Origin of the sequence: Shewanella sp. SP1S1-7, from assembly GCF_031932105.1 — a bacterium.
Taxonomy (GTDB): Bacteria; Pseudomonadota; Gammaproteobacteria; order Enterobacterales; family Shewanellaceae; genus Shewanella; species Shewanella baltica.
On sequence record NZ_JAUOEU010000042.1, the window covers coordinates 1 to 23931 of the forward strand.

Genomic DNA, 23931 nt, shown 5'->3' on the forward strand with positions numbered 1-23931 from the left:
TCACTATGAGTGCTTTTCTAAGGGAGTTAGTGTTAACACTCAGAAAACAATGTGCTTTTAATACCCCAATAAATGTTGAGCCAATGGTTCAGGCGCCAATACTGCGTTTGCTTGAGGTGCTATACGATCAAATTAATAGTGCGGGAGGACAGACTTTTAAGTTACTGATACCCCAAGATAGGCGCTTAAAATTGATTTTTGAGCATTTAACCCAAACGCCAGCTTTAGATTTCTCTTTAGTGAAATGGGGAGAGAGGGTTGGAGCATCGGAACGAACATTGTCGAGGCTATTTGTGAGGGAGTTTGGTTCTTCATTCGTATTATGGCGTCAACATTTGCGGCTGATCTATTCGCTGTCGTTATTGGCTACTGACCTATCAATACAGAATGTGGCCCACCAAATCGGTTATCAAAATGATTCATCCTATATTAAAGCTTTCAAGGAGCGTTTTGGGATGACGCCACAGCGATTTAGGTTAGGCGATCATGGGATATAATCCTGTTACGATTTATGACGTTTAATACTGCTTTTAGTTGAATTATTTAACATTGAATCAATGTTTTGCACCTTTTTGCAGTACAGATATTCATTTGGCCGAATAAAATCAAGCCAGTGTTAATTGCAAGCATGCTACTGAGTTATTGAGGACTAATTCACTTTTTGACAATCTAAATAATTTTTCACTGTAAAAGAGGCCAAACTTGGGCGTAATCTGTGGGCGTTCTCGCCATGGGTCAGTATTTTATGTTTGAAATGTTCACAACGTTAGGCTTTGCTTGGTCTGTGGGTTTAGTGCTTGCGATACTGTTTGTATTGGCATACGAATTCATTAATGGCTTCCACGACACGGCCAATGCGGTGGCTACGGTTATTTATACCAAGGCTATGCCAGCCAATCTTGCGGTCGTTACCTCTGCGCTCTTTAACTTTGCAGGTGTGCTATTAGGTGGCTTAGGTGTGGCCTATGCAATAGTGCATTTGTTGCCCGTAGATTCCTTGCTCGGCATGGATTCGACCCAAGGTTTATTGATGGTCTTTTCCCTGCTGTTTTCGGCAATTATCTGGAACTTAGGCACTTGGTATTTTGGTATACCGGCATCGAGTTCCCATACCTTGATTGGCTCGATAATGGGCGTAGGCGGCGCGTTCGCTTGGATGAATCATCAGCCTATCTTGCAGGGTATTAATGTCTCTAAAGCCTCGCAGATCATGTTGTCCTTAATTATTTCGCCGACTTTAGGTTTTGTGATGGCGGGGATTTTTCTACTCATCATGAAATACGTCTGGCAGAAACATAAAATTCACCGCACTCCCGATGAGCAGATGCAGATTAATGGCAAAAAACACCCGCCATTTTGGGCAAGGGCGAGCTTAATTGTCTCTGCTATGGGGGTGAGTTTTGCCCATGGTTCGAACGATGGACAGAAGGGCATAGGCCTAGTGATGCTAGTGCTGATTTGTATGGCACCGGCGTATTTTGCCTTGGACATGGGCAGTCAACCCTATGATTTGGAAAGAACTCAAGATGCCAATCGGCGCATTATGGCGATTTACGATCGTAACCAAGCTGTTATCGCGGATGTGATCGACTTTAGCGCTTCAGCAAACGTCCCCGAATATATGCTGGCTCATTGTTCATCTGAAAATGTATTACCTGCGATGTCGCTACTTGACCGCCGCTTGGCAAAAGTCTCGACTTACAAAGACATGGATGTACAAGATCGGCGCGAGGTGCGTCGGTTACTCCTTTGTATCGATGATACGGCTCGCCAAGTGGCGAAGTTAGATCTCCCCGCGAAAGATCTAACCTCATTGGCTAAATGGCGTAAGGATCTCACCCGTACCACTGAATATGCGCCACTTTGGGTGATTATTGCCATTGCGACTGCGTTGGGCTGCGGCACGTTAGTGGGCTGGCGACGGATTGTGTATACCGTGGGGGAGAAAATTGGTTCATCGAGTATGACCTACAGCCAAGGCATTGCCGCACAGGTCACCGCTGCCGTATCGATTGGGATTGCCAGTATGACGGGCATGCCTGTATCGACGACTCATATTCTATCTTCCGCCGTTGCGGGCACTATGGTGGCTAATCGTTCGGGGCTTCAGATCCAAACAATTAAGCAAATCATGCTCGCTTGGCTGCTGACGCTTCCTATTACTATGTTGCTCTCTGCGTGTGTGTTTATTCTTGCCAATGCACTTTGGGGTTAGCCAAGAATACTCAAGCGGAATGCTCATGCTCACATAGCCAAGCCTTAAGCGCTTGGCGTTTAGGTTCAGTGCCGTTTCCCGCGATAATGACCTAAGCCATCTTGTTAGAGTTGAGCTTTCAACACTAATAAGGACATAAGATGGCTGAGCAATTTAGAATACTTTTCAAAGCACTACACCAACAATCAGAGCCGCTGATATTAACTAACGTTTGGGATGCCGCCAGTGCGGCCATCATCCAAGCATCGGGCGCCCTTGCTATTGCGACCAGTAGCGCGGCATTGGCTTGGTCGCTCGGTTATCCCGATGGCCAAGCGCTACCTAAAGCGGCCTTATTGGACGCAGTGAACAATATCCTACGGTTGAGCCGAGTGTCAGTGACGCTAGATATTGAATCCGGTTATAGCCAAGATCCCGATGAGGTTGCTGCTTTTGTTGCGCAGCTCGCTGAGCTTGGCGTAGCAGGGATTAATATTGAGGATGGCTGTGCAGGTGTTGCTGAGATGGTGGCAAAAATTAAAGCTATTCGCGCCCATCCTCGTTGCCAAGGATTATTTATTAATGCGCGAACCGATGTGTATTTACTGGGCTTAGCCAGTGGTGATGCCGCGGTCGCTATGACTATCGATAGGTTAACTCAATATCAGGCTGCGGGCGCGGATGGCGGCTTTATCCCTGGGGCTAATCAGGTCGAGACCGCTAAGCGCTTGTCTGCCGCTGTGGATATGCCACTGAATTTTATGCTATTGAATGAGCAGATGGATATCGGCGAGTTATTTGCCGCAGGTGTGCAGCGTTTTTCCACCGGTCCGGCTTCATTTTTACAAGCCTATGACACTTTGTTTAATCCAATTTTGTTAAATTCAATTAAGGCAAAGCCGTTTCAGCTGCAGCCAAAAGATGCGGTTATTGCCGTTGATAACGGTTCAATACCTAAAGCCATTACCCTTGATTTTGAGCAAATGAATAACTTATTTATCCCGAGTTAAAGCTGTTTTTAATCTATATCCACGGCGAGCTTGCCGTGGGTTCCTTCTTACGTCCGTTTTACCTCGCGCCCTTTTACCAAGCAAGTCCCATCTGCGTACTTGTCTCCTCAGGTATCTTCTCAAGTAGGCTTAACTCGGCGAGTTGAATCTGCGCTGCAATTTGGCTGCGCAATGTTTGATAGAGACGGATGGCCAATTCAGGCGCGGTTTCATTATCGGGAGTATGAATAAACAGATAGGGCTCTCGACCTTCTGCGAGCCACAGCGGGAGCTGTGCGAGCCAATTATCAAAAAAGGCATCGTTATTCTTAGGCAAAGCGCTAACACCTTGCTGCGCGAGTTGTGCTACGGCATCGTCTGGTTGGCCGATAAAGCGCACCACAGGATAATTGGCGGTGGCAATCGCATGCACTGGCACCCGCGGCTTTTTCTTATGGGCGTCGATAATGGCGGCGTTGCTGGGCGGCAGGGCAAACAAGGGCCTGCTATCCATGATGATGCGATTCACTTTTTTATCGATAAGTAATCGATTGAGTGCGCGCTCGGCGTCTCCCTTAGCAAAAAACGCTGCATGCCTGACTTCAACGCCATAGGTTAATCCTTGGGGGACTTGATTGAGAAATTGCGCTAACACAGGTAAGTTTTCTGGGCCGAAATGGGCGGGAAGTTGAATTTTCCAGATCCCCGTTTTATCGATTAATGGCGCCATTACTTGGAAAAAATCCTTCAACTCTTGGCCGCAGTGTTGCAATAGTCTTTGGTGAGTAATGGTTTGCGGCAGCTTGAAGGTAAAGCGAAAATCATCGGGCGTGGCACTGTGCCAGTTCATCACGGTTTGCAGTGCAGGCGTTGCGTAGAAGCTGGTATTACCTTCGACGGTGTTGAATATTGTGGCGTAACGGGCGAGTCGCTCCGCTTGTTTAATCCCATGGCCATAAACACTCTCTTGCCAATTCGAGTGTGACCACATGGCTAGCCCAAGGCGAAAATGACTCGGTTTATTTAACCCAGAACGCAACTCATCCAAAAAGACCTTCCTTAAATTTTATTCACATTTGCCAATGCAATCCTAGCCTGATGTAGGCTAGGGTTTGGGGCATTGTGCCGATACCCTTAGTCTAGAGTCAAATCTCGCCGCTGATGGCTTAGGGTATTGTATTTGATTTTGTTTGCATTTAATCCTATAAAAAGCCGAGCCCAACTTGGGCAACTCTGGAATGACATTGAAAATTAACCTACTCTAATAGTGCGTTATTATTATTTTTATGCTTATGATCAGACTTATTACTTAGCCAAATACAGACGTTGATTGGAGAACGGTGTGAATAATGATGGCTACACTTCCCTAAGCAATTTTATTGACCTTCTTTTGGATGCTATTTGCGTCGTTGATAAAACTGGGCGGTTTGAATTTGTCAGTGCGGGGGCTGAACGTATTTTTGGCTATACGCCTGCGGAAATGATGGGTATGCAGATGCTCGATCTTGTGCTGCCTGAAGATAGAGAACGCACACTCGCAACCGCCAATGAGATTATGACTGGCCGCTATAAGGTCGATTTCGAAAACCGTTATGTGCGTAAAGACGGCACAGTTGTCGATATTTTATGGTCTGCCCGCTGGTCTGAGGTTCATCAGCAACGTGTGGCTGTGGCGAGGGATATTTCTAAAAGTAAAAACGCCGAACGCCGACAAGCAGCCCTGTATGAGATTTCTGAAGCTGTGCATGTTGCTGAGGACTTGCTAGCTCTATATCGCCGTATCCATGAAATCATTGCAAAATTGCTGCCTGCGGCAAACTTTGCCATTGCATTGTACGATCAAGATTTAAATGAACTCAGCTTCCCTTACAAAGCCGCCGCGGGTGATAATTCACTGGTCGATATCGCAAGTTTCAGCTTGTTTACCGAACAAGTGATCCACAGTGCAGAATCTTTACTCCTGTGTCCTGTGACCTTATCTGAGTATCCCCAAGCCATTCGCGAAGAGCTGGGTAATGGCAATTTAAGTTGGCTGGGTGTGCCGCTAAAGCTGCAAAAAGGTGTTATCGGTGCCTTGATGATGCATAGCTTGCCCACTTCGGCTTCTTATACGCACCAAGACCGTGAGCTATTGGAGTTTGTTTCTACGCAAATTGCCTTTGCGATTGAACGCCGACAAATGCTTGCGCGATTAGAACATATTGCGCTGTATGATCAGTTAACCCTGTTACCCAATCGTGAGCTTTTTTACGATAGGTTTCAAAAGGCACTATCCCGTGCCCATAGGGAATCAAGTTATTTCTCTTTACTTTATTTAGACTTAGATAAGTTTAAATGGGTTAACGATACCTTTGGTCATAGCGTTGGCGATTTGCTGCTGCAAGTAACGGCGCAGCGTATTCTCAGCTGTGTTAGGGGTTCAGATACCGTAGCGCGTTTCGGCGGTGATGAGTTTGTGATCTTACTAGAACGTGTTGATTCTGCTCAAAATACCCTATTGGCAGCGCATAAAATATTACAAGTCCTTAATCAACCCTTCGAACTTGCCGACCAGCAAATCCATATTTTACCGAGTATTGGTATTGCCTTGTATCCAGAGCACGGCATGGACGAAAAACAGTTACTCTCCTGTGCAGATGCTGCTATGTATAAGGCTAAGAAAAATGGGGGCAATCGTATTGAAATGGGCTATCAAGGGCTAAGAAACCTAAATGCGGATCCGCTACCTGCAGCTTCTGAGTCAGAAGAAAGTGAGTTAGAAGACGCTGAGTTAAATAACCTTGAAAACAAGGTGACTAAGATAGTGTGAGTCCGATTGAGGTGTTCAGGCGCAAGAGTTGGGGCGGCTGGAAGGTATAAAGAAATGCCCGTCAATGTCAGTGACATTGGCGGGCATTATTGTCAGGAACGATTTTACGGCATCAGAGTATAGAATCGTGATGACTCTACAGTTTGAAGCGATTCACTTCCTGCTGTAATGACGCTGCTAAGTGGGCGAGTTCCTGCGCTTGCACCATAGAGGTTTGCGCTTCAATCGAGAGATTCTCCGACACTTCACGAATCGACTCGGTATTGCGGTTAATTTCGCTGGTGACTGAAGTTTGCTCTTCAGCTGCCGTGGCAATTTGGCTCGCCATATCTGAAATGTCATTAATGGCTTTACTGATCAGCAACAAACTTTCGCTGGCGGAATTAGCATCGGCCACACTGGTTTCTGCCATTTCATGACTCTGAGTCATAGATTTAACAGCTTTGCCGGCGGTTTGTTGGAGGGTTTCGATCATCGCTTGAATTTCTTGGGTCGATGAATGAGTGCGTTGTGACAGTACACGCACTTCGTCGGCAACCACAGCAAAACCGCGGCCTTGTTCACCCGCTCGTGCGGCTTCAATGGCCGCGTTAAGTGCGAGTAAGTTGGTTTGTTCGGCGATGCCACTGATTGTTAACAGAATACTGTTGATCTTCTGTGAGTGCTCATTCAGCTCACCGATAATTCGGCCGGCAGTTTCAACTTCACTGGCTAAATTACGGATAGATTGCTGACTCTGGGCGACTTGTTTGTGGCCATGATTCGAAAGCCCGACAGCATTTTGCGCAGTTTGTGCTGTGTGCTCGGCATTGCTGGCAATCTCTTCGGTGGCACTGGCCATTTCGGTGACAGCCGTGGCGACCATAGTCACTTCATCTTGTTGGACTTCAATGCGTTGGCTGTTGTCCGTGGCCGAAGCGCTGCTGCCTTGGGCCTGATGTTCAAGTTGACCAGCAATCTTGTGCATACGGGAAATCATGCCATGGAGACGTTCCACAAAGCGGTTAAAGCCCGAAGCTAACATACCAATTTCGTCGTGACTGTTGGCAGTATGAATGCGCACTGTTAGGTCACCATCACCTTCGGCAATATCATTGAGTGCTTGGGCAACGCGTTCGAGATCTTTGAATTGGATTTTGAAAATGGCGATTAAAATCAAACCAAAGAGTACTAATAGGGCGACACCTACGGCCGACATCCACCAGGCAAGATCGGTTGCCTGAGACATAATTTCTTTTTTATCCATCACGAAAATCAACGCCCAGTCCGTCGAAGGTATCGCCGCGACATAAACTAACTTAGTGGTGCCATCTAGGGTACGTTCTTCCATGGTATTGGCATTGGTGCGCTGTGATAACCAGCTATTGCTAAAATTACTATCAATTTTTGTGAGTTGCTGGGTATTGAACTGGCTATTGGGATGACTGATGATGAGTCCCGCAGTATCGACCATCAAGGTATAACCTTCGCCCGGCACTTCGAGGCGCTGCACAGCATCGGTTAATTGATCTATGGTTAAGTTCGCTGCGGCCACGCCTATCAGCTGTCCTGATCCCATCACAGGCTCGGCAATGGTCACGACTTGTTTTTTCAGTGTGGCGCTGACGTAGGGCGCCGTCATGATCATTTTACCGGCGGCTTTAGCGTCCATATACCAAGGGCGGACGCGGGGATCGTAATTCGCGGTATTTAGAGACGGATCTTGGCGATACATGTTGCCTTGCTCGTCGCCATAATAGGTGAGGGCAAAGTCCACCGCCGTATGCGCTTGCAGCAAGTGAGGGGTGACGTTTTTGCTCGGATCGGCTTCAATGGCTTGTTTTAGGCTGGTAATGGCCATTTTTCTGTCTTGCATCCATTGACCAATACCGGATGAAAAGGTATTCGCCAGTTGATCAATTTCATGTTGAGTGTTTTCTAACGCATTATTTCTAATGAAATAACTAGAGATACTTACGAGTACAGCAATAGTGATCAGTACCGCGGAGAGGCTGCTAAACAGCAGTCGTGTTTTGAGTGTCGATCGCATAATCTATTCCTTTATATTCCGTTAGCGCTCTAACGTTGTTTTAGTATAGCGGCTGTAAGAGACAAAACATTAAAGCATTGAGAAATTATAGTAATAAATTTAGACATGACGCCCATAAATCAGTCGCTTTATAATGGCATGATTTTTATGCAAATAACGATTAGGTAAGCCATTTGTTATTAATGCTTACTCGATAAACTGAGAAGACTGAATCGAAGAGAAAATAATATTTTACAGATGACGAATATCATTATTTACCGTCACTAAGCCATTAAAACATACCGATTCTCGCTAACGATATAATTAACTATGTTACCGTTTTTCGATTGCGATTAATTGATTCAGAATGCTAGCTTGTTTATTTAACGTTAAGTTGTTTGCGTTACTTTTTGTTATGTTTCGAGCTTAGCTTCCATCTATTACCGCACAAAAAAGGAGCTTCTAGAAGCTCCTTTTTAATTCTAAAATGGCTTAAATATCATAGGGTCATTTTACTTTTGATCAACACGCAGCGTTGTTCCATTTGACGGGTTTCTAATAGATTGCGGCGAGTGATATTTGATAATCCCGTTTGACGATCAAGCACCTTGTCTAGCGCTGCTATACTATTGTAATTACAATCGGTTGGAACGAGGAAGTGGCTGTAGTTACGCATAAATACGGGACCTTTTTTGTCCATATCCATTAAGCTCGCCAAACGTTCTTCCGCCGTAGCCGCGCTCAATAGTTTCTGCTCCGCAGGATAAAGATTTTCCATAATGATCCGTTGCTTGGAGAAAGGCAGGCTGTCTTGATGAACCTTGCTTAACCAGCGACGTTTGGCCGCCGCTTCTGGGCGGATCACTTGCGCGGCAAGCGCTGCTTTCTCGCCTGAGTCCGAATTATCCTTGGCCGCTTCTTTGGTTAAACGTTGCTGCGCGTTAGGGAAATCATAGCGATTGAGCTGGGTGATGATCGCCCAGCGCAAATCTTGATCTAAAGTTAATCCCTTAATTTTTGTTTCGCCGTCAACGAGTTGTGCTAGATGGCGCAGTGAATCCCTGTCGCTGGCTAAACTGACATACGCATCGAACCAAATACGTTGGAAGTCATTATCGCCTTTGCTTTCCATCGCTTTTCTAAGGCTCATCTGGCTTAAGCCTTTGACTGCATTCTCAGCGTAGTTTTGCTGAATAGGTGCGATTTGTGCGAGATACTGCTTCGAGCGCAACATGCTATCGATGATCTGACCGACAATCGTGTAGTCCGTCTCAGCAGGCGCGTTAACAAATACAGTGCTTAGGTATTGATCTAAGCTCAATTTACCTTCACGAACGCTGTCCCACAGACTTTGCCACAGCATAGAGCGCAGCAGTGGATCTGACACATTACTCAACTGCTGTTTTGCAGTGTTAAAGGATTTGTCATCGAGCTCGACTTTCACAAAACCCCAATCATCAAAGTTTGGATAGACTAAGTCAGGGCAGCGCTCACCAATCAGTTGTTTGACTTCGGTACGCTCACCCTTGTACGTGACAGGCACAGTAACGTCATGGCGTAAATCGTAGCGGCCTTGGGTAAAGAGGGCCACTTGGACTTTTTGTTCGCGTAATGTTGGTAGTTCAGTGCTTGCAGGGAGCTGTAGCAGGCTAAAGTCGCTGATACGGTTACCTTCACAGCGATATTCCGCCTTGATGGTGTTAACGCCCGCGCTGTAGAGCCATTCTTGAGTCCATGCGCTTAAATCACGACCCGCGGCTTTGCCTAGGCTATTGATAAAATCATCTAACTCAGCATTTTGATAACTATATTGTTTTAAATAATTGCTGACTCCACGGCGAAACACCATGTCGCCCAGCAAGTGGCGCAGTTGTTTCAGTGTCGATGCGCCTTTTTGATAAGTGATCGCATCGATATTGTCGAAGGCGTTTTGGGTTGTTGCCACTGGTACTTCAATTGGATGCGTAGTGACTAAGCTGTCCTGCTCATAAGCTCTTTGTTTGCCTTTGGCGTAAAAAGTGCGCCAAGCATTGGTGAATTCGGTCGCCTCCTGAGTCGCAAGCGTGCCCATAAAGGAGGCAAAGCTTTCATTGAGCCACAGGCCATTCCACCATTTCATGGTCACGAGATCGCCAAACCATTGATGCGCCATTTCATGCATGATAACGCCGGCTAGGCTTTGTTTTTGATCTGCCGTCATGGCTGCTTTATAGAGGAAATGATCTTCGGCAAAGGTCACAGCCCCCGCGTTTTCCATGGCGCCATAGAGGAAATCAGGCACCAGAATTTGATCATATTTCTTAAAGGGATATGGAATGCCAAAGTAGTTATCGAAGAAGGTTAATCCTTGTTTGGTATAGTTAAACCAATCCTGCGGTGTGACTTGGCTAGCCACAGATTCACGGGCGAACAGGCGCATTGGATAGCGGCCAGAGTTGTCTTGCCACATGTGGTAGGGACCCGCATGCATAGAAAAGTTATACGGACTGAGTTTTGGCGTATCAGGGAAGGTCCAACGGTTGTATGCGCCTGCTGGAGTGATTTGGCTTTCACGCATAGTGCTAATCACTTGCCAATCTTTAGGTGCTGTGACCGTAATCTGATAGTTGGCTTTGATATCTGGTTGGTCAAACACGGCAAACATTTGCTGCGCGGCAGCGGGTTCAAAATGCGAATAGAGGTAGATCTTGCCATCGACTGGATCTTTAAATCGGTGCAGGCCTTCGCCATTGGTGCTGTGAGGGCGAGTAAACTGCACTTCAACCGTGTTTTCACCTGAAGTGAGTAAACGCGTATTTAAGCTAATGTAAGCGCCATTGTAATTGGGATATACGGCGGTGCCATTGATCATAAAGCGTTTTATCTGTGCTTTGTTTAAATCTAAGCTCAGCTGTTTGGGTATTTCGCTTAACTGAAAGGTCACTTTGGAGGTGGCGGAAAAGTCGGCTTCCCCTGTGAGCTGAAAATCTAATTCATAGCGAACATCGGAAATAACCTGCGAGCGCAGCGCGGCCTGATACTGGCTAATGTAAGCACTGGCGTCACGTGGACCCGTATTAAGAGTGCTTTGGGTGGCACACGACATCAATGCGCCGCAGGCAAGGGCAACAAAACTGGCTTTAAACAAGTTCACAACTGAATCCTTCAACAATTTGTTTTGTTTTCTGCTTGGATATTGTTTCAATGTCGGGTGTTTGGGGTTGCCTGAGTGGCAAATGATCCCCTGCGCCAGCGCCGATTTGAGCCAGTATCATTGCAGTGTATTTTGGCCGAGTACACTACCTTATTTACCTTGGATAACCAATGTTAGAAATGTAAAAAAAAGCCAGCGTTTAAGCTGGCTTCTTGGAAACTCTGTTTGGCGATAGTAAACGCCAATAGACAATTACATGCCTAAGAAAGACTTAGACTTCATCTTACGGATTTCTTTTTCATCAGACCATTCGATCAGGCCTGTTTCTAAATCCATTAAACGCATTGTCATCTTGTAGTACACGTCTTTAGTGCTACCGTCTTGCTTAACTATGCTAGATAAATTGCCGTATAACATGTATTGCGCGCCGATTTGACGACCAAACTTGATGGCGGTTGATGGATCAACCATGCCAGTGTTGTTTTGGTAATCCAATTGCTTACGGACTGAATCTACTTTAGTCATGTCGATAAAACGGAACTTGCCTGAGCGCAATAGTTTGTTGCTGATAGAGTCAGTAACAGACTCAGTATCAATGTGCTCTGAGGTTTTGTTCTTGATGCTGTCGACAAATAAAATCGGACGGCTATTGGCTGTCATGGCAACGATAGGAGGGAAAGTCATCATGCTATCCACCATCTTGGCTGCAATAGCTTGTAGATCCGTTGAGCCAAAATTCTCATTGACGGTTTCAACTTCGGTGGCATCGCCATATTCGACTTTAGATTGACATGCAGCCAGACCCATAACGGCAGCCAGCACAAAAATCAGTTTAAATTGTTTCATAGTCAGTTCCATTTTGTGATTGTATAAACTTAATGACACACGTCTTATTCAAATACCACAACCGCTAGGCTAAATGATTATTGAATAAATTCGGGTGTAATTACCAGTATCAATTGCCCAGACTAAGGTGGTTTTGCCTGCTGCAACGTCAATTTTTGCCGGTGGCGCTTTATCTAACTGCAAAGTGTATTCACCTGCACTCAAATAACGCCGCCCGATCTGTGCTTGTTTAGGCAGCGTCAGCCAACTACGGCGATCCGCTTGCTCTGTTACTACGTTAAAAATCTGCATCGCTATGCTGCCAATATCGGCTGCATTGTTTCCTGGGCTGCCACTCTTTCCAACCTGATAGGCCATCTCGGATTTGGCATAGACCCTTGCGACTTGGCGAACCAAGGTTGCGGGCAGATCTTCCTTGAGTGCTGTGATGGCTAAGGCATCAATATTGGCAATAGGTTCAGTTTTCAGCACTGTACCTAAACCTTGCACTTGCGTCTCTGGCACAAAAGTATTGTTTGGCATGTAAGTGGCTAGCGATACAGTTTGCCAATTGCCATGGATAGTAAAAGGCACTGTGAGGGCTTGCTTGGCGGGCACAAAACCGCGTTCAACCATCAAAATCACTTGGCCATCTTTGGGATTCGGCAGCTTAGCATCGCCCCAACGACGTTTAAACTCATCATATTGCGGCATGCCGAGTTGCTTGGCGAGACGCACCAGATCTTGCTGTAAATAGGTGTTGTCTGGGGTGATTTGTGCCGCTTTACGATAATCGATATAGGCATCGTTCGGCTCACCCAGTACTTCATGTAATACGCCAGTGGTGTAATAGCTGTAAGCGTTTAAGAAAGAACTCGTCACAGTGCCTGCGGCTTGACCTAGTTTGTTGACCTCGGCATCGATAGTTCCGTTTGCCATGGCTTGCACCGACTTTTGCGATTTTTGATAGCGCTCTTGCTCGCTGCTTTGTAACTCGTTACTGCGACGAACTTCGACTAAAGCGCCTTGGTAATCGCCACTAAACAAATAGTTTAGCGCTTGGTATTGGTGCAGCATGATGCGTTCATACCCAGGCCCTCGGTACGGAATCGCATTGTCGTTTAACACTAAGCTGCTGGCTGTGGCACTAATATCACTGACGCTGACTTTGGCCTTATCATCAAAGGCGGTGTAAGCATCGACCGCTTGTTGGTAGTACTTTTTACTAGCCGCAAAATCGCCGGCGACTTGAGCAATACGGCCCGCTTCTTGAGCATAGAGTAGGCCATCGTTGCCATTGATATTACTGGCAAGTTTGTCGATATCGGCCAAGGGGGTTGCACTATTCAACTCTTGTTTGAGCGGTTCAATCTGTGAAGGGTAATTAATAAAAATACTGTTGTAGGCGCAGCCCGATAAACTTAACACCAACCCCATTACCAAAGCGGGTGCAATAAAAGCGCGAGATAAAGGTGTAACCAAAGACAGTTTCATTATTGCGCTTCACCTTGTTCGATGGACTGGGCTGAAATCAACTGAGCCTGTTCAGGCATACGTGAGCGCTCGAGTAAGGTGATCCCTTGCAGGTGATCAAATTCGTGTTGAAAAATCCGCGCAATAAAGCCTGTTAATTCGGCCTGTTGCCACTCGCCTTGTAAATTCTGGTAGCGCACTTCAATGGCTTGATGTCTTAGTATGTTAAATCTTTGGCCGGGAACGGACAGGCAACCTTCTTCGCCGCCGACTAAGTCACTCGATGCATGAATGATTTGCGGATTAACCACGACCACAGGCGCCATATTGGGTGCGTCTGGATAACGCTCATTTGGGCGAGAAGCCATAATAAATAAAGCTAAGGGACTGTGAACCTGTGGCGCCGCGATGCCAACGCCTTTGGCGGCTTCCATGCTGGCAGACATTTGCTCTGCAAGGTGCGCGAGCTCGGCATCGAAATGATGCACTGCAATTGCAGTCTGCCCTAGGATAGCTTCACCCACTAACGCTATGTGTAATAAAGGCGGGGTTTGTTTTGGCATCAAATATTTAAACATCGCATTCCCTGGATATTTTGCGGTAACCGTCTTTGAATCAAAGTCTTATTTTAAAGCGTCAGTTTTTAGTAATGTGGCGGCGGCGTTTCTTCTGCCTGAGTCGCCATATTACTCGGTTCCATGTCTTGCAACTTACCAATTAACATGTGAATTTGGTGCTGCTGATGAGCCACAAGTCGATTCAATTTGATCACTTCTTGGTTTAACTCTTCGACTGTGAGCTCTTGAAAAGCCAATTTGGTTTCTAGATCTTCAATCTGTGCTTGTACGCCTTGCATGACTAACCTCTATTGCTGCCAAGTCTCAACTAAGCCTTGGCTACTGATACTAACGACTTTATTGGTATCTCGAATTGCCACAGAGTATACAACGGCTCCTCGATTTTGGCTGTTTTTAGTGAGTGCAACCTGCCATTTTTCGATTTCCTTACCCGAGTCACGTTGCCACAATATGACTTCCCGCGCCGGCGTTCCCGTTAATATCTGGCTGTCTTGTTTGATAAACCTCACCGCGGAAAAGTTCATCTGCCGACGGGTAATATCTAACTGATTTAACAGTTTACCGCTAGTGTTATCCCAGATTTTGGCTTCATTTGTGCTGCCATTGGTAAAACTTAGTGTGCCACTGTCGTTAAGCGCTACTTTAGTGATACGGCTGCCTAAGGTCCAGGTATGAAGCGGCTGACCCGTTTGCGCCTGCCAAAGAATCGCCTGCATATCATTCGACCCCGTTAATGCTAAACGGCCATCCGCGGAGAGGGCCACGCTATTAACGCGATCTTTATGTCCCAGAAATTTGATTAAGGCACTTTGGGCTGCATTGAGCGACATAACTGAACCATCATTTAAACCAATGAGTAGTGCGCCATTATCGGCTACCGCCACGCTTTCACCGGATGAAGGCAAAGACCACCAACCTAGGGATTTGCCGTCGGCTATTCTCCACATGGCAACTGAATCTCGGCTTAACGACGCAGCAAATAGCCCGTTGGGCGAAATCGCCGTACCTGTGACGCCAGTATTGATATCGCCATGTATCCATTGGTATTTAAGTGTATGGGTGCTGAGATCCCAGCATTGGACTCCACTATTTTGTGTGGCGACTAAGGCTAATTGTCCATTGCTCGATAGACTCGCGCTATAGCTAGGTTCCGTGGTGAGAATGCTAATGTCTTCCGCTTTGGGATGGCAAGCTGTCAGAAAAATTGTGCAAATTACCAGCAGTAGATTTTTCTTCATGAACTTGCTCCCTAAGTTGCTGTCTTTAGACTTGATCAAGTGACATTAATCACTGTTAACCCATAAAGAATCTAGTTGGTATAACCGAGATAACTAGTATAAAGTTGTCTCGCTTAGGTTATTGTAACCGCTTGAGGATGCTGAGGAAGCTTTAATGAAATCGATTTATAAATTATCGTTAGTTGCATTGGCCGTTATTGGCCTATCTGCTTGTAATCAAGAAGAAAAAGCAGCTGCTGCGAGTACAAGTGTTGAATTAACGACAGAAGCTCAAAAAGAAGCTTACAGTGTAGGCGCTTCAATCGGTCGTTACATGTCTGGCCATATCAAAGAGCAAGAAGAATTAGGCCTACCAGTTGATCGCACTCTGATCGTCACTGGTTTCACTAATGGTCTGAATGACCAATTAAAATTAACCGAAGAAGAAATGCAAACCATTCTTCAAGGTCTAGATAAAAAGTTAAACGATAAACGTCAGGAACAAGCGACTGCGATTTCTGCTAAGAACATCGAAGACGGTAAAAAATTCCTTGAAGAAAATAAGGCTAAGTCTGGCGTAGTGACAACTGAGTCTGGCTTACAATACGAAGTATTAACACCAGGTACTGGCGAAAAACCTGCCGCAGAAGACACTGTAGAAGTGGATTATGTGGGTACTTTAATCGACGGTACTGAGTTCGACAGTTCATACAAACGTGGTCAAACGGCTAAGTTCCCACTGAACCGCGTGATCCCAGGTTGGACCGAAGGCGTACAATTAATGCCAGTTGGCGCTAAGTACAAGTTTGTTATTCCTGCAAACTTAGCCTACGGCGAGCGTGACACTGGTACTATTCCACCAAACTCCACACTGATTTTTGAAGTTGAATTGAAATCAGTTGAGAAAGCGTCTGCAACGCCAGCCGCTGAACCAGCAGCTAAAAAGTAATGAATTAACTGCCGCGTTTAATACGCAGTAAGTGAAATACCGCTCCTAAATGGGCGGTATTTTTTTGTCTGTAAAAATCACATTATTGTTTTAATGCTTAATTTATTGCCATGCTATACAAGGTTTGCAGTCTTTAGTCATGTTTAGTTTTGTATAGCAACCATCAATATCTATCGGATATGCCAATGGATGAGATTAATCATTAAATCCAGTCCGTTTTAGCGTTGGATTTATTTCAAAATGATGAAGACTAAATTACGTTTTAATGATATCTACTATCTTTTAAAGCGCCGAATTCTTTACATTTTATTGGGTATTGCATACCGATAAAAATCATTAAAATATCACATTAAAATATTGGTTATTATTTGTTCGCACTAGTGCTTTGGCTGAGCATATGTGTATTACTCTTACTGTTTGTTTTTATTTGGCTAATACTTTTGAATTATCACCTTGTTCTGCTAGGTGAACAGTGTCATGCCCATAATCATTTACTCATCAATGTGTTACATTGGCAATGTGCGATCTTGCCCTCTTTTTTTAAGCATTCAACTCTGAAATAATCCGCCCGCACGTTAATAGAAGTTAGCGGCAATATTATAATAATGGGGTTGATGATATGGATAATGTTAATAAGTTAACGGCGATTTCTTTAGCTGTCGCAGCAGCTTTGCCTATGATGGCAAGCGCAGATGTGATGATTACCGAATATGTTGAAGGTAGCTCAAACAATAAAGCGATTGAACTGTATAACAGCGGCGATACGGCAATTGATCTCGCGGGTTATAAACTGGTTCGTTATAAAGATGGGGCAACTGTTGCATCAGATATGGTGGCATTAGATGGCCAATCCATTGCGCCTAAAACGACTAAAGTCATTTTAAATTCTAGCGCTGTGATCACGCTTGACCAAGGTGTTGACAGTTACTCTGGCAGTTTAAGTTTTAATGGTGGTGATGCGGTCGCACTCGTTAAAGATGATGCGGTTGTCGATATTATTGGCGATGTACCAACACCAACGGGTTGGGGATTCGACGTTACCTTAAAACGTAAATTAGATGCGTTAGTGGCGAATACGGTATTTAATGCCGCCCAGTGGGAACAATTACCTAAAGATACCTTCTCAGGATTAGGTTATCTAGAAGCCACAGCAGAGCCAGAAGTGCCGCTCTTTAGCTGCAGCGGCGCTAAAATAGTGCCGATTTATCAAGTACAAGGTGCGGGTGAGTCTAGCCCTTACGTTCCAGAAGGTGCATTTGAATCTGAAGCTGAAGTCACAGTGCGCGGTGTCGTGACTGCCCGTGGCGAAAGCTTGTTTAAAGGTTTTTATCTGCAAGAAGTGAAAGGTGATAACTCACCGTATACCTCTGATGGTGTGTTTGTATTCTTAGGTGAAGCGGTACCTGAAGCAATTCAACCTGGGGTTGAAGTTTGTGTACAAGGTAAAGTGAAAGAATACTTTGGCTTAACTCAAATCGATATTAAAGCCGATAAGAAATTTGAAGTCGGCGCTAAGGGTGAAGTCCCAGTTGCCGCGCCTTTCTATGTCGCCGATGGCGAAACCTTAGCGCAAGCATTAGAGCGCTATGAAGGCATGAATGTGGCTTTAGATGCGGGTAGCGATCTTAAGATCAGCCGTACCTTCAGCTATGATTACGCTGGCCGTCGCAACAACATGTTAGTGTCTTATAAAGAACCGCTAATGAAGTCGACACAGCTTTATCCCGCGCTTTCTGCTGAAGCGACTGCGTTAGTTAAATCTAACCTGGAAAACCAACTCTTTATCGAATCTGATTACAAACCTGCCGACGGTGTTATTCCATACTTCCCTGATTTCAATGTGGAAACGGGCTACATCCGTGTGGGCGACCAACTGACGAACCTGCAAGGTGTGATTGGTTACAGCTACGGCGCTTATCGTTTAGTGGCAACTAACACTATTACAGCGGGTGATTTTATCCGTGGTGATGACAGAACTGATGCCCCAAGCGTCGCCACTAAGGGCGATCTGCGCGTGGCTAGCTTTAACGTGTTGAACTTCTTTAACGATGTTGATGGTGGTGATACCAATCCATCAGGTAGTAACCGTGGCGCCCTAACGCTTGAAGAAATGGTGCTACAACGTACTAAAATAGTTAGCGCTATTACTGCCATGAACGCCGATATCGTCGGTCTGATGGAAATTGCCAACAACGGTTTTGGTGAGAAGAGTGCGATTAAAAACTTAGTCGATGCACTGAACGAGAAGCAAACGCCTGAAAACGCTTATAGCTTTGTTGAAATCACCGACGCCGACAAGTATGACGGTAAGTACTTTGGCACGGATGCTATCACTGTGGGCATGTTATACCGCGGCGGCAAAGTGACCTTAGCAGGTGCAGCGCAAGCTATCGATACTCCTGAGCAACATGCCAGTGCTGGCAGCGTGACTCGTACTAAAGATGGCAAAACTGAGACAAACCCAGGTAACGATGCTTACCAACGTCACAGCTTAGCGCAAACCTTTAAAATCCATGATGAGTCGCTGACCGTAGTCGTTAACCATCTGAAATCTAAAGGCTCAGGCTGTTTAGAAGATTGGGCTAACTTCGAAGAGTCAGTCGATCCTGCCGATCAACAGGGCAAGTGTAATGCTTTCCGCGTATCTGCAGCCAAAGTCTTGGGTGAAACGCTAAAAGACGTGAAGGGCGACTTACTGATCATCGGTGATATGAATGCCTACGGCATGGAAGATCCTATCCGTGTGCTGACCGATTTTGATGCGAGCAAGTCAGAGCGCGACATCATGACCGCTTCGTGGACGACGCTCGATGGCAAAGTATTTGAACGCCAAGGTAGCAAGATTGAAAAAGGTTATGGCCTGATCAACTTGAACACGAAAGCCCACGGTGCAGGCACTTTCTCTTATAGCTATAACGGCGAGCTAGGCAACTTAGACCATGCCTTAGCCAATGCTAGCTTAGCTAAACGTTTAGTGGATATTGAAGACTGGCACATCAACTCAGTGGAATCTAACCTGTTTGAATACGGTAAGAAGTTCTCTGGTGATCTGGCTAAATCTGAAAATGCGTTCTCTGCATCGGACCACGATCCTGTGATCGTTGCCTTAAGCTACCCAGCGCCAGTTGTGCCACCAAAACCTGAGCCTACGCCTAAAGATGATGGCGGTGCTTTGGGTTATTTAGGTTTAGCACTGATGTCTTTGTTTGGTTTACAACGTCGTCGCCGTTAACCTGTGTAACGGGTTAACTCACAAGTGTTATTTGTGAGCTAGACTGAAACGAAGGGATGGTTCGCCATCCCTTTTTTAGTTGTTTTTTTCAGTTTTTATTAGGAGTGAGTATGGATACAGTCTCAAATCCGCTGAAAACCATTAAAGAGAAAGCGCCATTGTGGTTTTACTTTGTCGCAACGCTCAGTTTATTGTGGAATATCATGGGGCTGATGGCCTTTGTGATCCAAATGACCATGACGCCGGATGCCTTGGCGCAAATGAGCCCAGATCAAATCAAACTCTATGAAACCACGCCGGCTTTCGTTGATGCGATATTTGGCTTTGCTGTGGTGTCGGGCGTTCTAGGATGTCTATTGTTGTTTTTACGAAAATCCCTTGCCTATAAAGTGCTGGTTGCCTCACTTATCGCGGTTTTGTTGCAAATGAGCTATGTGTTTTGCATTCAACAAGCGGCTGTGGTGCTAGGAGCTGACGCATTAATCATGCCGAGTGTGGTGGTGTTCTGGGGATTGTTTCTCGTCTGGTTTAGTCGGTTGAGTATCACTAAACAATGGTTAGTTTGAGTCTTATTTTTGCCGAGATTGATGGGACTGGCTTAGCGTAAAACTAGTTGAACTTCATCCACTTCGCAGTAAACTGCTGATTGGTTTTATTGACTAGGAAGTTGCAATGAGTATTTGGTTTAGAGCTGTCACGTTAGAGGATTGCGCGCGCTTAGATGCCGGTATGGGCGGCAAAGGCACCTTGATGCAGACCTTAGGGATTGAGATCAGTGAGATTGGCGACGATTACATGAAGGCAACTATGCCAGCCAGTCCAGCTGTGCATAACCCTTTGGGGATAGTCCATGGCGGCGCGAATGTTGCGCTTGCTGAAACCGTTGCCAGCTATGCGGCAAATTTTGCGGTGGATTTTGAGCAGTACTATTGTGTCGGTCAAGAAATTAACGCTAACCACTTACGGGCTTCCCGTAATGGGCTATTAACCGCCACGGCTAAGCCTATTCATTTAGGAAAACGCAGCTCTGTATGGGAAGTGTTAATCCATAACAGCGCCGGTGAACTGACTTGTATTTCACGGATGACGGCGGCTGTCGTTAAACGCTAAATGCTAAATGCTAAATGCAATAGCCCAGCCTATTTCCTGTGGTGTGAATGGCGTATCAATCGTTTGATTTAAATAATATATAAATAAGGATTGGATATGGATAACGCGACAATTTGGGAATGGGTTGGTTATTTAGCGTCTGTGGTCGTCGCAATATCACTGATGATGTCGAACATCAAAAAACTGCGCTGGTGGAATCTTATCGGCGCGGCTTTATTTGTGGCATACGGCGTGGCAATTGGGGCTTATCCTGTTGCCTTAGTGAACTTTTTTATCGTACTGATAGACACTTATTATCTGGTTAAGCTTTACCGCGAAGCCGACTCACCCGCCAGTTAATGGCAACGCATCATCTTTCTCCGCTTTCTTGTACCGCACTTTGCTTTACAGCACTCCGCTTCATCGCAGCGAGCAGCCATGTTGGTTTTCAACCGCATCTTAAATGATGTGAGCGAATCATTGGCTGTGAGTCCGCGCAATCGTTTATCTGCTTTGTCATCTCGCTTCTAATCTTCTTTGTAGATTGCATGAATCTAGTTTAATCGTTTTATTCTTTGGTGGTAATTGTCTATTCTTGCTCTATCGACAACACGTCGCAGCCAAGGAGATAAACCATGGCCACCATTTACGATTTAATTGAAACCTGGTTAACCAGCAATCAAGACTAAGGAGCAGGGCATGAGTCAACAACATCAAACAAGTCAGTACTTAACGAGCCAAAACGGTGCCCCAGTGGCCGACGATCAAAACTCTCTGTCGGCGGGTGAACGTGGTCCTTTGCTATTACAGGATTGGCATTTAATTGAAAAGTTAGCCCATTTCAACCGTGAGCGCATTCCTGAGCGTATCGTGCATGCCAAAGGTACTGGCGTTTACGGCACATTTACCCTGACCAAAGATTTAAGCGATTACACCATTGCCGACCATTTCAATGGCGTTGGTAAGCAAACTGAAACCTTCATTCGTTTCTCGACCGTCGGTGGTGAAATGGGGTCAGCCGATGCTGAGCGCGATCCACGCGGTTTTGGTTTGCGTTTCTACACGGCTCGCGGTAATCACGATATTGTGGGTAATAATACGCCGACTTTCTTCTTGCGTGACGGGATTAAGTTCCCAGACTTTATCCATACGCAAAAGCGTAATCCCCAGACAAACTTAAAAGACCCACAGGCCATGTGGGACTTTTGGTCATTGAATCCTGAAGCCATGCATCAAGTGACCATTTTGATGTCGGATCGCGGTATTCCAGCCAACTACCGCCAAATGCACGGTTATGGTTCACACACTTTCTCGCTGTGGAATGCCAAGGGCGAGCGTTTCTGGGTGAAGTTCCACTTTAAATCCCAGCAAGGCGTGGTCAACTTAACCAATGAACAAGCCGATAAATTAAAAGGGATAGATCCCGATTCATCACAGCGCGATATGGTGGTTGCTATTACTGATGGTAACTTCCCGCGTTGGACGGTTAATGTGCAAATTATGCCTGAGGTGGATGCCAATACTTACCATATCAATCCATTTGATTTAACTAAGGTTTGGCCGCATAGCGACTATCCATTGCTTGAGATTGGTGTATTAGAACTGAATCGTCTGCCACAAAACTACTTTGCTGAAGTTGAGCAAGTGGCATTGGCACCTAGTAATTTGGTTCCCGGTGTTGGAGCTTCACCCGACAAGATGTTGCAAGCGCGTTTATTTGCCTATGCAGATGCCCAGCGTTACCGTATTGGTGCCAACTACAACCAGTTACCGGTGAACTGCCCACATGCGGCTAAGGCAAATCACCATCAACGGGCGGGCGCTATGGCTGGCACACAATGCCCTTACCATGGTAGCCAAACGGGTGGCGACGCTTCGGTAAACTATGGCCCGAACAGCACTGCTGATGCCTTGGTTGAGCCAGTAAACTTTAGCGAACCACCATTGCGTTTAGAAGGTGAAGCGGCGCGTTACAGTCGTTATAACCAAGACGATTATACCCAAGCGGGTAATCTGTATCGCATCTTCTCTGAAGCGGAGAAAGCGCGCTTAGTGGCAACAATTTCGGGTTCACTAAGTCAAACAAGCTTAGATGTGCAGCAACGCATGCTGGCGCATTTCGAACAAGCCGATGCGGATTACGGTCAACGGATTAAAACGGCATTAGGCCTATAAACTGCGTTTCTAAGTCGACACTGTTTATCTCAATACTACCGCTGTAAGTAGAAAGGCCAGTGATGTTTATCACTGGCCTTTGTGTTGCCTTAATTTAATATGATCAATGATCTAGAACAGTAGTGTTGCTACGCCTAACAGTGCGAACAATACGGCGCAGCCGCGGTGTATCCACAACATAGGCAATTTTTCGGCGCTGAAATGGCCTGCGATCACCACAGGTACATTGGCAAGCAGCATGCCTAAGGTTGTACCTGCAACCACCATAGTTAATGAATCGTATTTTGCGGCTAACACTACCGTTGCGATTTGCGTTTTATCCCCCATCTCGGCGATGAAAAACAGGATAAAGGTGGCGAGGAAGGGGCCCATTTTATAGAAACGGCTCTCTTCAGCATCGACTTTATCTGGGATTAACACCCAAAGGGCAATCGCGAAGAACGACGCGGCAACTAAATAGCGGGCAAGATCTGGGCTGACCCAGTTAATCGCCCATTGGCCAATCCAAGCGGCGGCAAAATGGTTGAATAACGTTGACAGAAAAATGCCTAAAATAATGGCGGTTTTATTTTTAAATCTTGCGGCGAGAATAAGTGCAAGTAATTGAGTTTTATCGCCAATTTCGGCAATAGCAACCGTAAAGGTTGAGGCAAGTAGGGCTTCCAAGTGTGATCCTTTAGGGGTGGTTAAGACATAAGCACAATAAACCGTCCACCCCTAGGTGCAGTCATTGTGCTCAGGTCTTGCTGGGCAAATCGATGATTTGCTGTGAACACCATGGCGTGTGGCCAAGTATGTTGATGTTCACCCTGGATGACGATGGCTCGAAATCCAGTTAGCTACTCCCCCGAAGCGAGGTGGGCATTATACCTAAGTGAACTTCGGTTTCAAGCACCAGTTTATCGCAGTAGACACGAATGGATGTTTGACAGGTGTCATAAAAATACCGCGCAACATTCTGTAATTATATGAATATAAATGGGTTAATTTTTTGACAGCGTTGTCTTTTGTTGCTAATTTAGCCGGGTCATTTCTACTTGATTACATACTATTAACTCGTAGTGATTCGATGACACCTACCGTATTTGGCAAACTAATTGAAAAGTTAGGACGCAAAGCTTCCGGTCTAAGGTTGTAAATGGATTTTTTAGTGAACTAAGATAGCGGAGTTGCCGCAGAATTCGATTTCTGTGAAAGATAAACGACTGCTGTTTAATGCTGTTGTTTGCCCAAATACCACTTTTATACCTAAGCCCAAGC

General features: G+C 45.7%; 19 protein-coding genes and 1 riboswitch. Of the genes, 10 read left to right on the forward strand and 9 right to left on the reverse strand.

The genetic code is table 11. The features are described 5' to 3' along the window. The 3 genes from Q4Q49_RS20625 to Q4Q49_RS20635 all read left to right on the forward strand — a co-directional run. On the forward strand, positions 1-497 hold a 497-nt coding region (locus tag Q4Q49_RS20625), incomplete at its 5' end, for an AraC family transcriptional regulator (RefSeq protein ID WP_312000319.1). A 248-nt stretch (positions 498-745) separates the two neighbouring features. Beyond that, complete coding sequence (locus Q4Q49_RS20630) at positions 746-2215, forward strand: inorganic phosphate transporter (RefSeq protein ID WP_312000331.1); 1470 nt, start codon at positions 746-748, stop codon at positions 2213-2215. A gap of 140 nt (positions 2216-2355) precedes the next feature. Further along, on the forward strand, positions 2356-3204 hold the full coding sequence (locus tag Q4Q49_RS20635) for an isocitrate lyase/phosphoenolpyruvate mutase family protein (protein ID WP_312000320.1): 849 nt from the start codon (positions 2356-2358) through the stop codon (positions 3202-3204). Between the two features lie 73 nt (positions 3205-3277). On the opposite strand, the gene Q4Q49_RS20640 is transcribed toward Q4Q49_RS20635, so the two are convergent. After that, positions 3278-4231 carry a DUF72 domain-containing protein gene (locus Q4Q49_RS20640; protein ID WP_312000321.1) on the reverse strand — a complete coding sequence of 318 codons (954 nt, stop codon included), beginning with the start codon at positions 4229-4231 and terminating at the stop codon, positions 3278-3280. Positions 4232-4525: 294 nt separating this feature from the next. Between Q4Q49_RS20640 and Q4Q49_RS20645 the strand changes: the two genes are divergently transcribed. Beyond that, a complete protein-coding gene (locus Q4Q49_RS20645; RefSeq protein ID WP_311987211.1) occupies positions 4526-5992 on the forward strand; it encodes a diguanylate cyclase domain-containing protein in 1467 nt (488 codons plus the stop codon). Positions 5993-6128: 136 nt separating this feature from the next. Here the strand turns inward: Q4Q49_RS20645 and Q4Q49_RS20650 are convergent, their stop codons facing one another. The 7 genes from Q4Q49_RS20650 to Q4Q49_RS20680 form a co-directional block, all read right to left on the reverse strand. After that, entirely contained in the window at positions 6129-8021 is a 1893-nt protein-coding gene (locus Q4Q49_RS20650; protein ID WP_259509496.1) for a methyl-accepting chemotaxis protein, read from the reverse strand. A 478-nt stretch (positions 8022-8499) separates the two neighbouring features. After that, positions 8500-11133: an aminopeptidase N gene (gene pepN / locus Q4Q49_RS20655; protein WP_312000322.1), complete on the reverse strand. Its 2634-nt coding sequence runs from the start codon at positions 11131-11133 to the stop codon at positions 8500-8502. Between the two features lie 252 nt (positions 11134-11385). Further along, positions 11386-11979, reverse strand: coding sequence for a penicillin-binding protein activator LpoB (gene lpoB / locus Q4Q49_RS20660; protein ID WP_006080406.1), 594 nt, complete (start codon positions 11977-11979; stop codon positions 11386-11388). 69 nt (positions 11980-12048) lie between these two features. Next, positions 12049-13452, reverse strand: a complete 1404-nt coding sequence (locus Q4Q49_RS20665) for a hypothetical protein (protein ID WP_312000323.1) — start codon at positions 13450-13452, stop codon at positions 12049-12051. Continuing rightward, the gene (def, locus tag Q4Q49_RS20670) at positions 13452-14009 is read right to left on the reverse strand and encodes a peptide deformylase (protein WP_312000324.1); all 558 of its coding nucleotides are present in this window, start codon (positions 14007-14009) and stop codon (positions 13452-13454) included. The genes Q4Q49_RS20665 and def overlap by 1 nt, the downstream gene beginning before the upstream one ends. Before the next feature lie 65 nt (positions 14010-14074). Further along, a complete protein-coding gene (locus Q4Q49_RS20675) occupies positions 14075-14287 on the reverse strand; it encodes a SlyX family protein (protein WP_006080410.1) in 213 nt (70 codons plus the stop codon). Positions 14288-14296: 9 nt separating this feature from the next. Beyond that, on the reverse strand, positions 14297-15247 hold the full coding sequence (locus tag Q4Q49_RS20680) for a hypothetical protein (RefSeq protein WP_312000325.1): 951 nt from the start codon (positions 15245-15247) through the stop codon (positions 14297-14299). 154 nt (positions 15248-15401) lie between these two features. On the opposite strand from Q4Q49_RS20680, the gene fkpA reads away from it, so the two are divergent. The 6 genes from fkpA to katB all read left to right on the forward strand — a co-directional run bounded on the left by fkpA (position 15402) and on the right by katB (position 22671). Continuing rightward, positions 15402-16175, forward strand: a complete 774-nt coding sequence (fkpA, locus tag Q4Q49_RS20685) for an FKBP-type peptidyl-prolyl cis-trans isomerase (protein ID WP_312000326.1) — start codon at positions 15402-15404, stop codon at positions 16173-16175. Positions 16176-16794: 619 nt separating this feature from the next. Then, complete coding sequence (gene exeM, locus Q4Q49_RS20690; protein WP_312000327.1) at positions 16795-19407, forward strand: extracellular exonuclease ExeM; 2613 nt, start codon at positions 16795-16797, stop codon at positions 19405-19407. Positions 19408-19517: 110 nt separating this feature from the next. Beyond that, complete coding sequence (locus Q4Q49_RS20695; RefSeq protein ID WP_300480986.1) at positions 19518-19973, forward strand: hypothetical protein; 456 nt, start codon at positions 19518-19520, stop codon at positions 19971-19973. 106 nt (positions 19974-20079) lie between these two features. Continuing rightward, the gene (locus tag Q4Q49_RS20700; RefSeq protein ID WP_006080418.1) at positions 20080-20517 is read left to right on the forward strand and encodes a PaaI family thioesterase; all 438 of its coding nucleotides are present in this window, start codon (positions 20080-20082) and stop codon (positions 20515-20517) included. Between the two features lie 96 nt (positions 20518-20613). Beyond that, the gene (locus tag Q4Q49_RS20705; RefSeq protein WP_006080419.1) at positions 20614-20856 is read left to right on the forward strand and encodes a YgjV family protein; all 243 of its coding nucleotides are present in this window, start codon (positions 20614-20616) and stop codon (positions 20854-20856) included. Positions 20857-21195: 339 nt separating this feature from the next. Beyond that, positions 21196-22671, forward strand: a complete 1476-nt coding sequence (katB, locus tag Q4Q49_RS20710; RefSeq protein ID WP_312000328.1) for a catalase KatB — start codon at positions 21196-21198, stop codon at positions 22669-22671. A 111-nt stretch (positions 22672-22782) separates the two neighbouring features. Here the strand turns inward: katB and Q4Q49_RS20715 are convergent, their stop codons facing one another. Next, positions 22783-23337: a TMEM165/GDT1 family protein gene (locus tag Q4Q49_RS20715; protein WP_006083964.1), complete on the reverse strand. Its 555-nt coding sequence runs from the start codon at positions 23335-23337 to the stop codon at positions 22783-22785. Between the two features lie 411 nt (positions 23338-23748). Continuing rightward, positions 23749-23848, forward strand: a riboswitch (cyclic di-GMP riboswitch). The last annotated feature ends 83 nt before the right edge of the window (positions 23849-23931 follow it).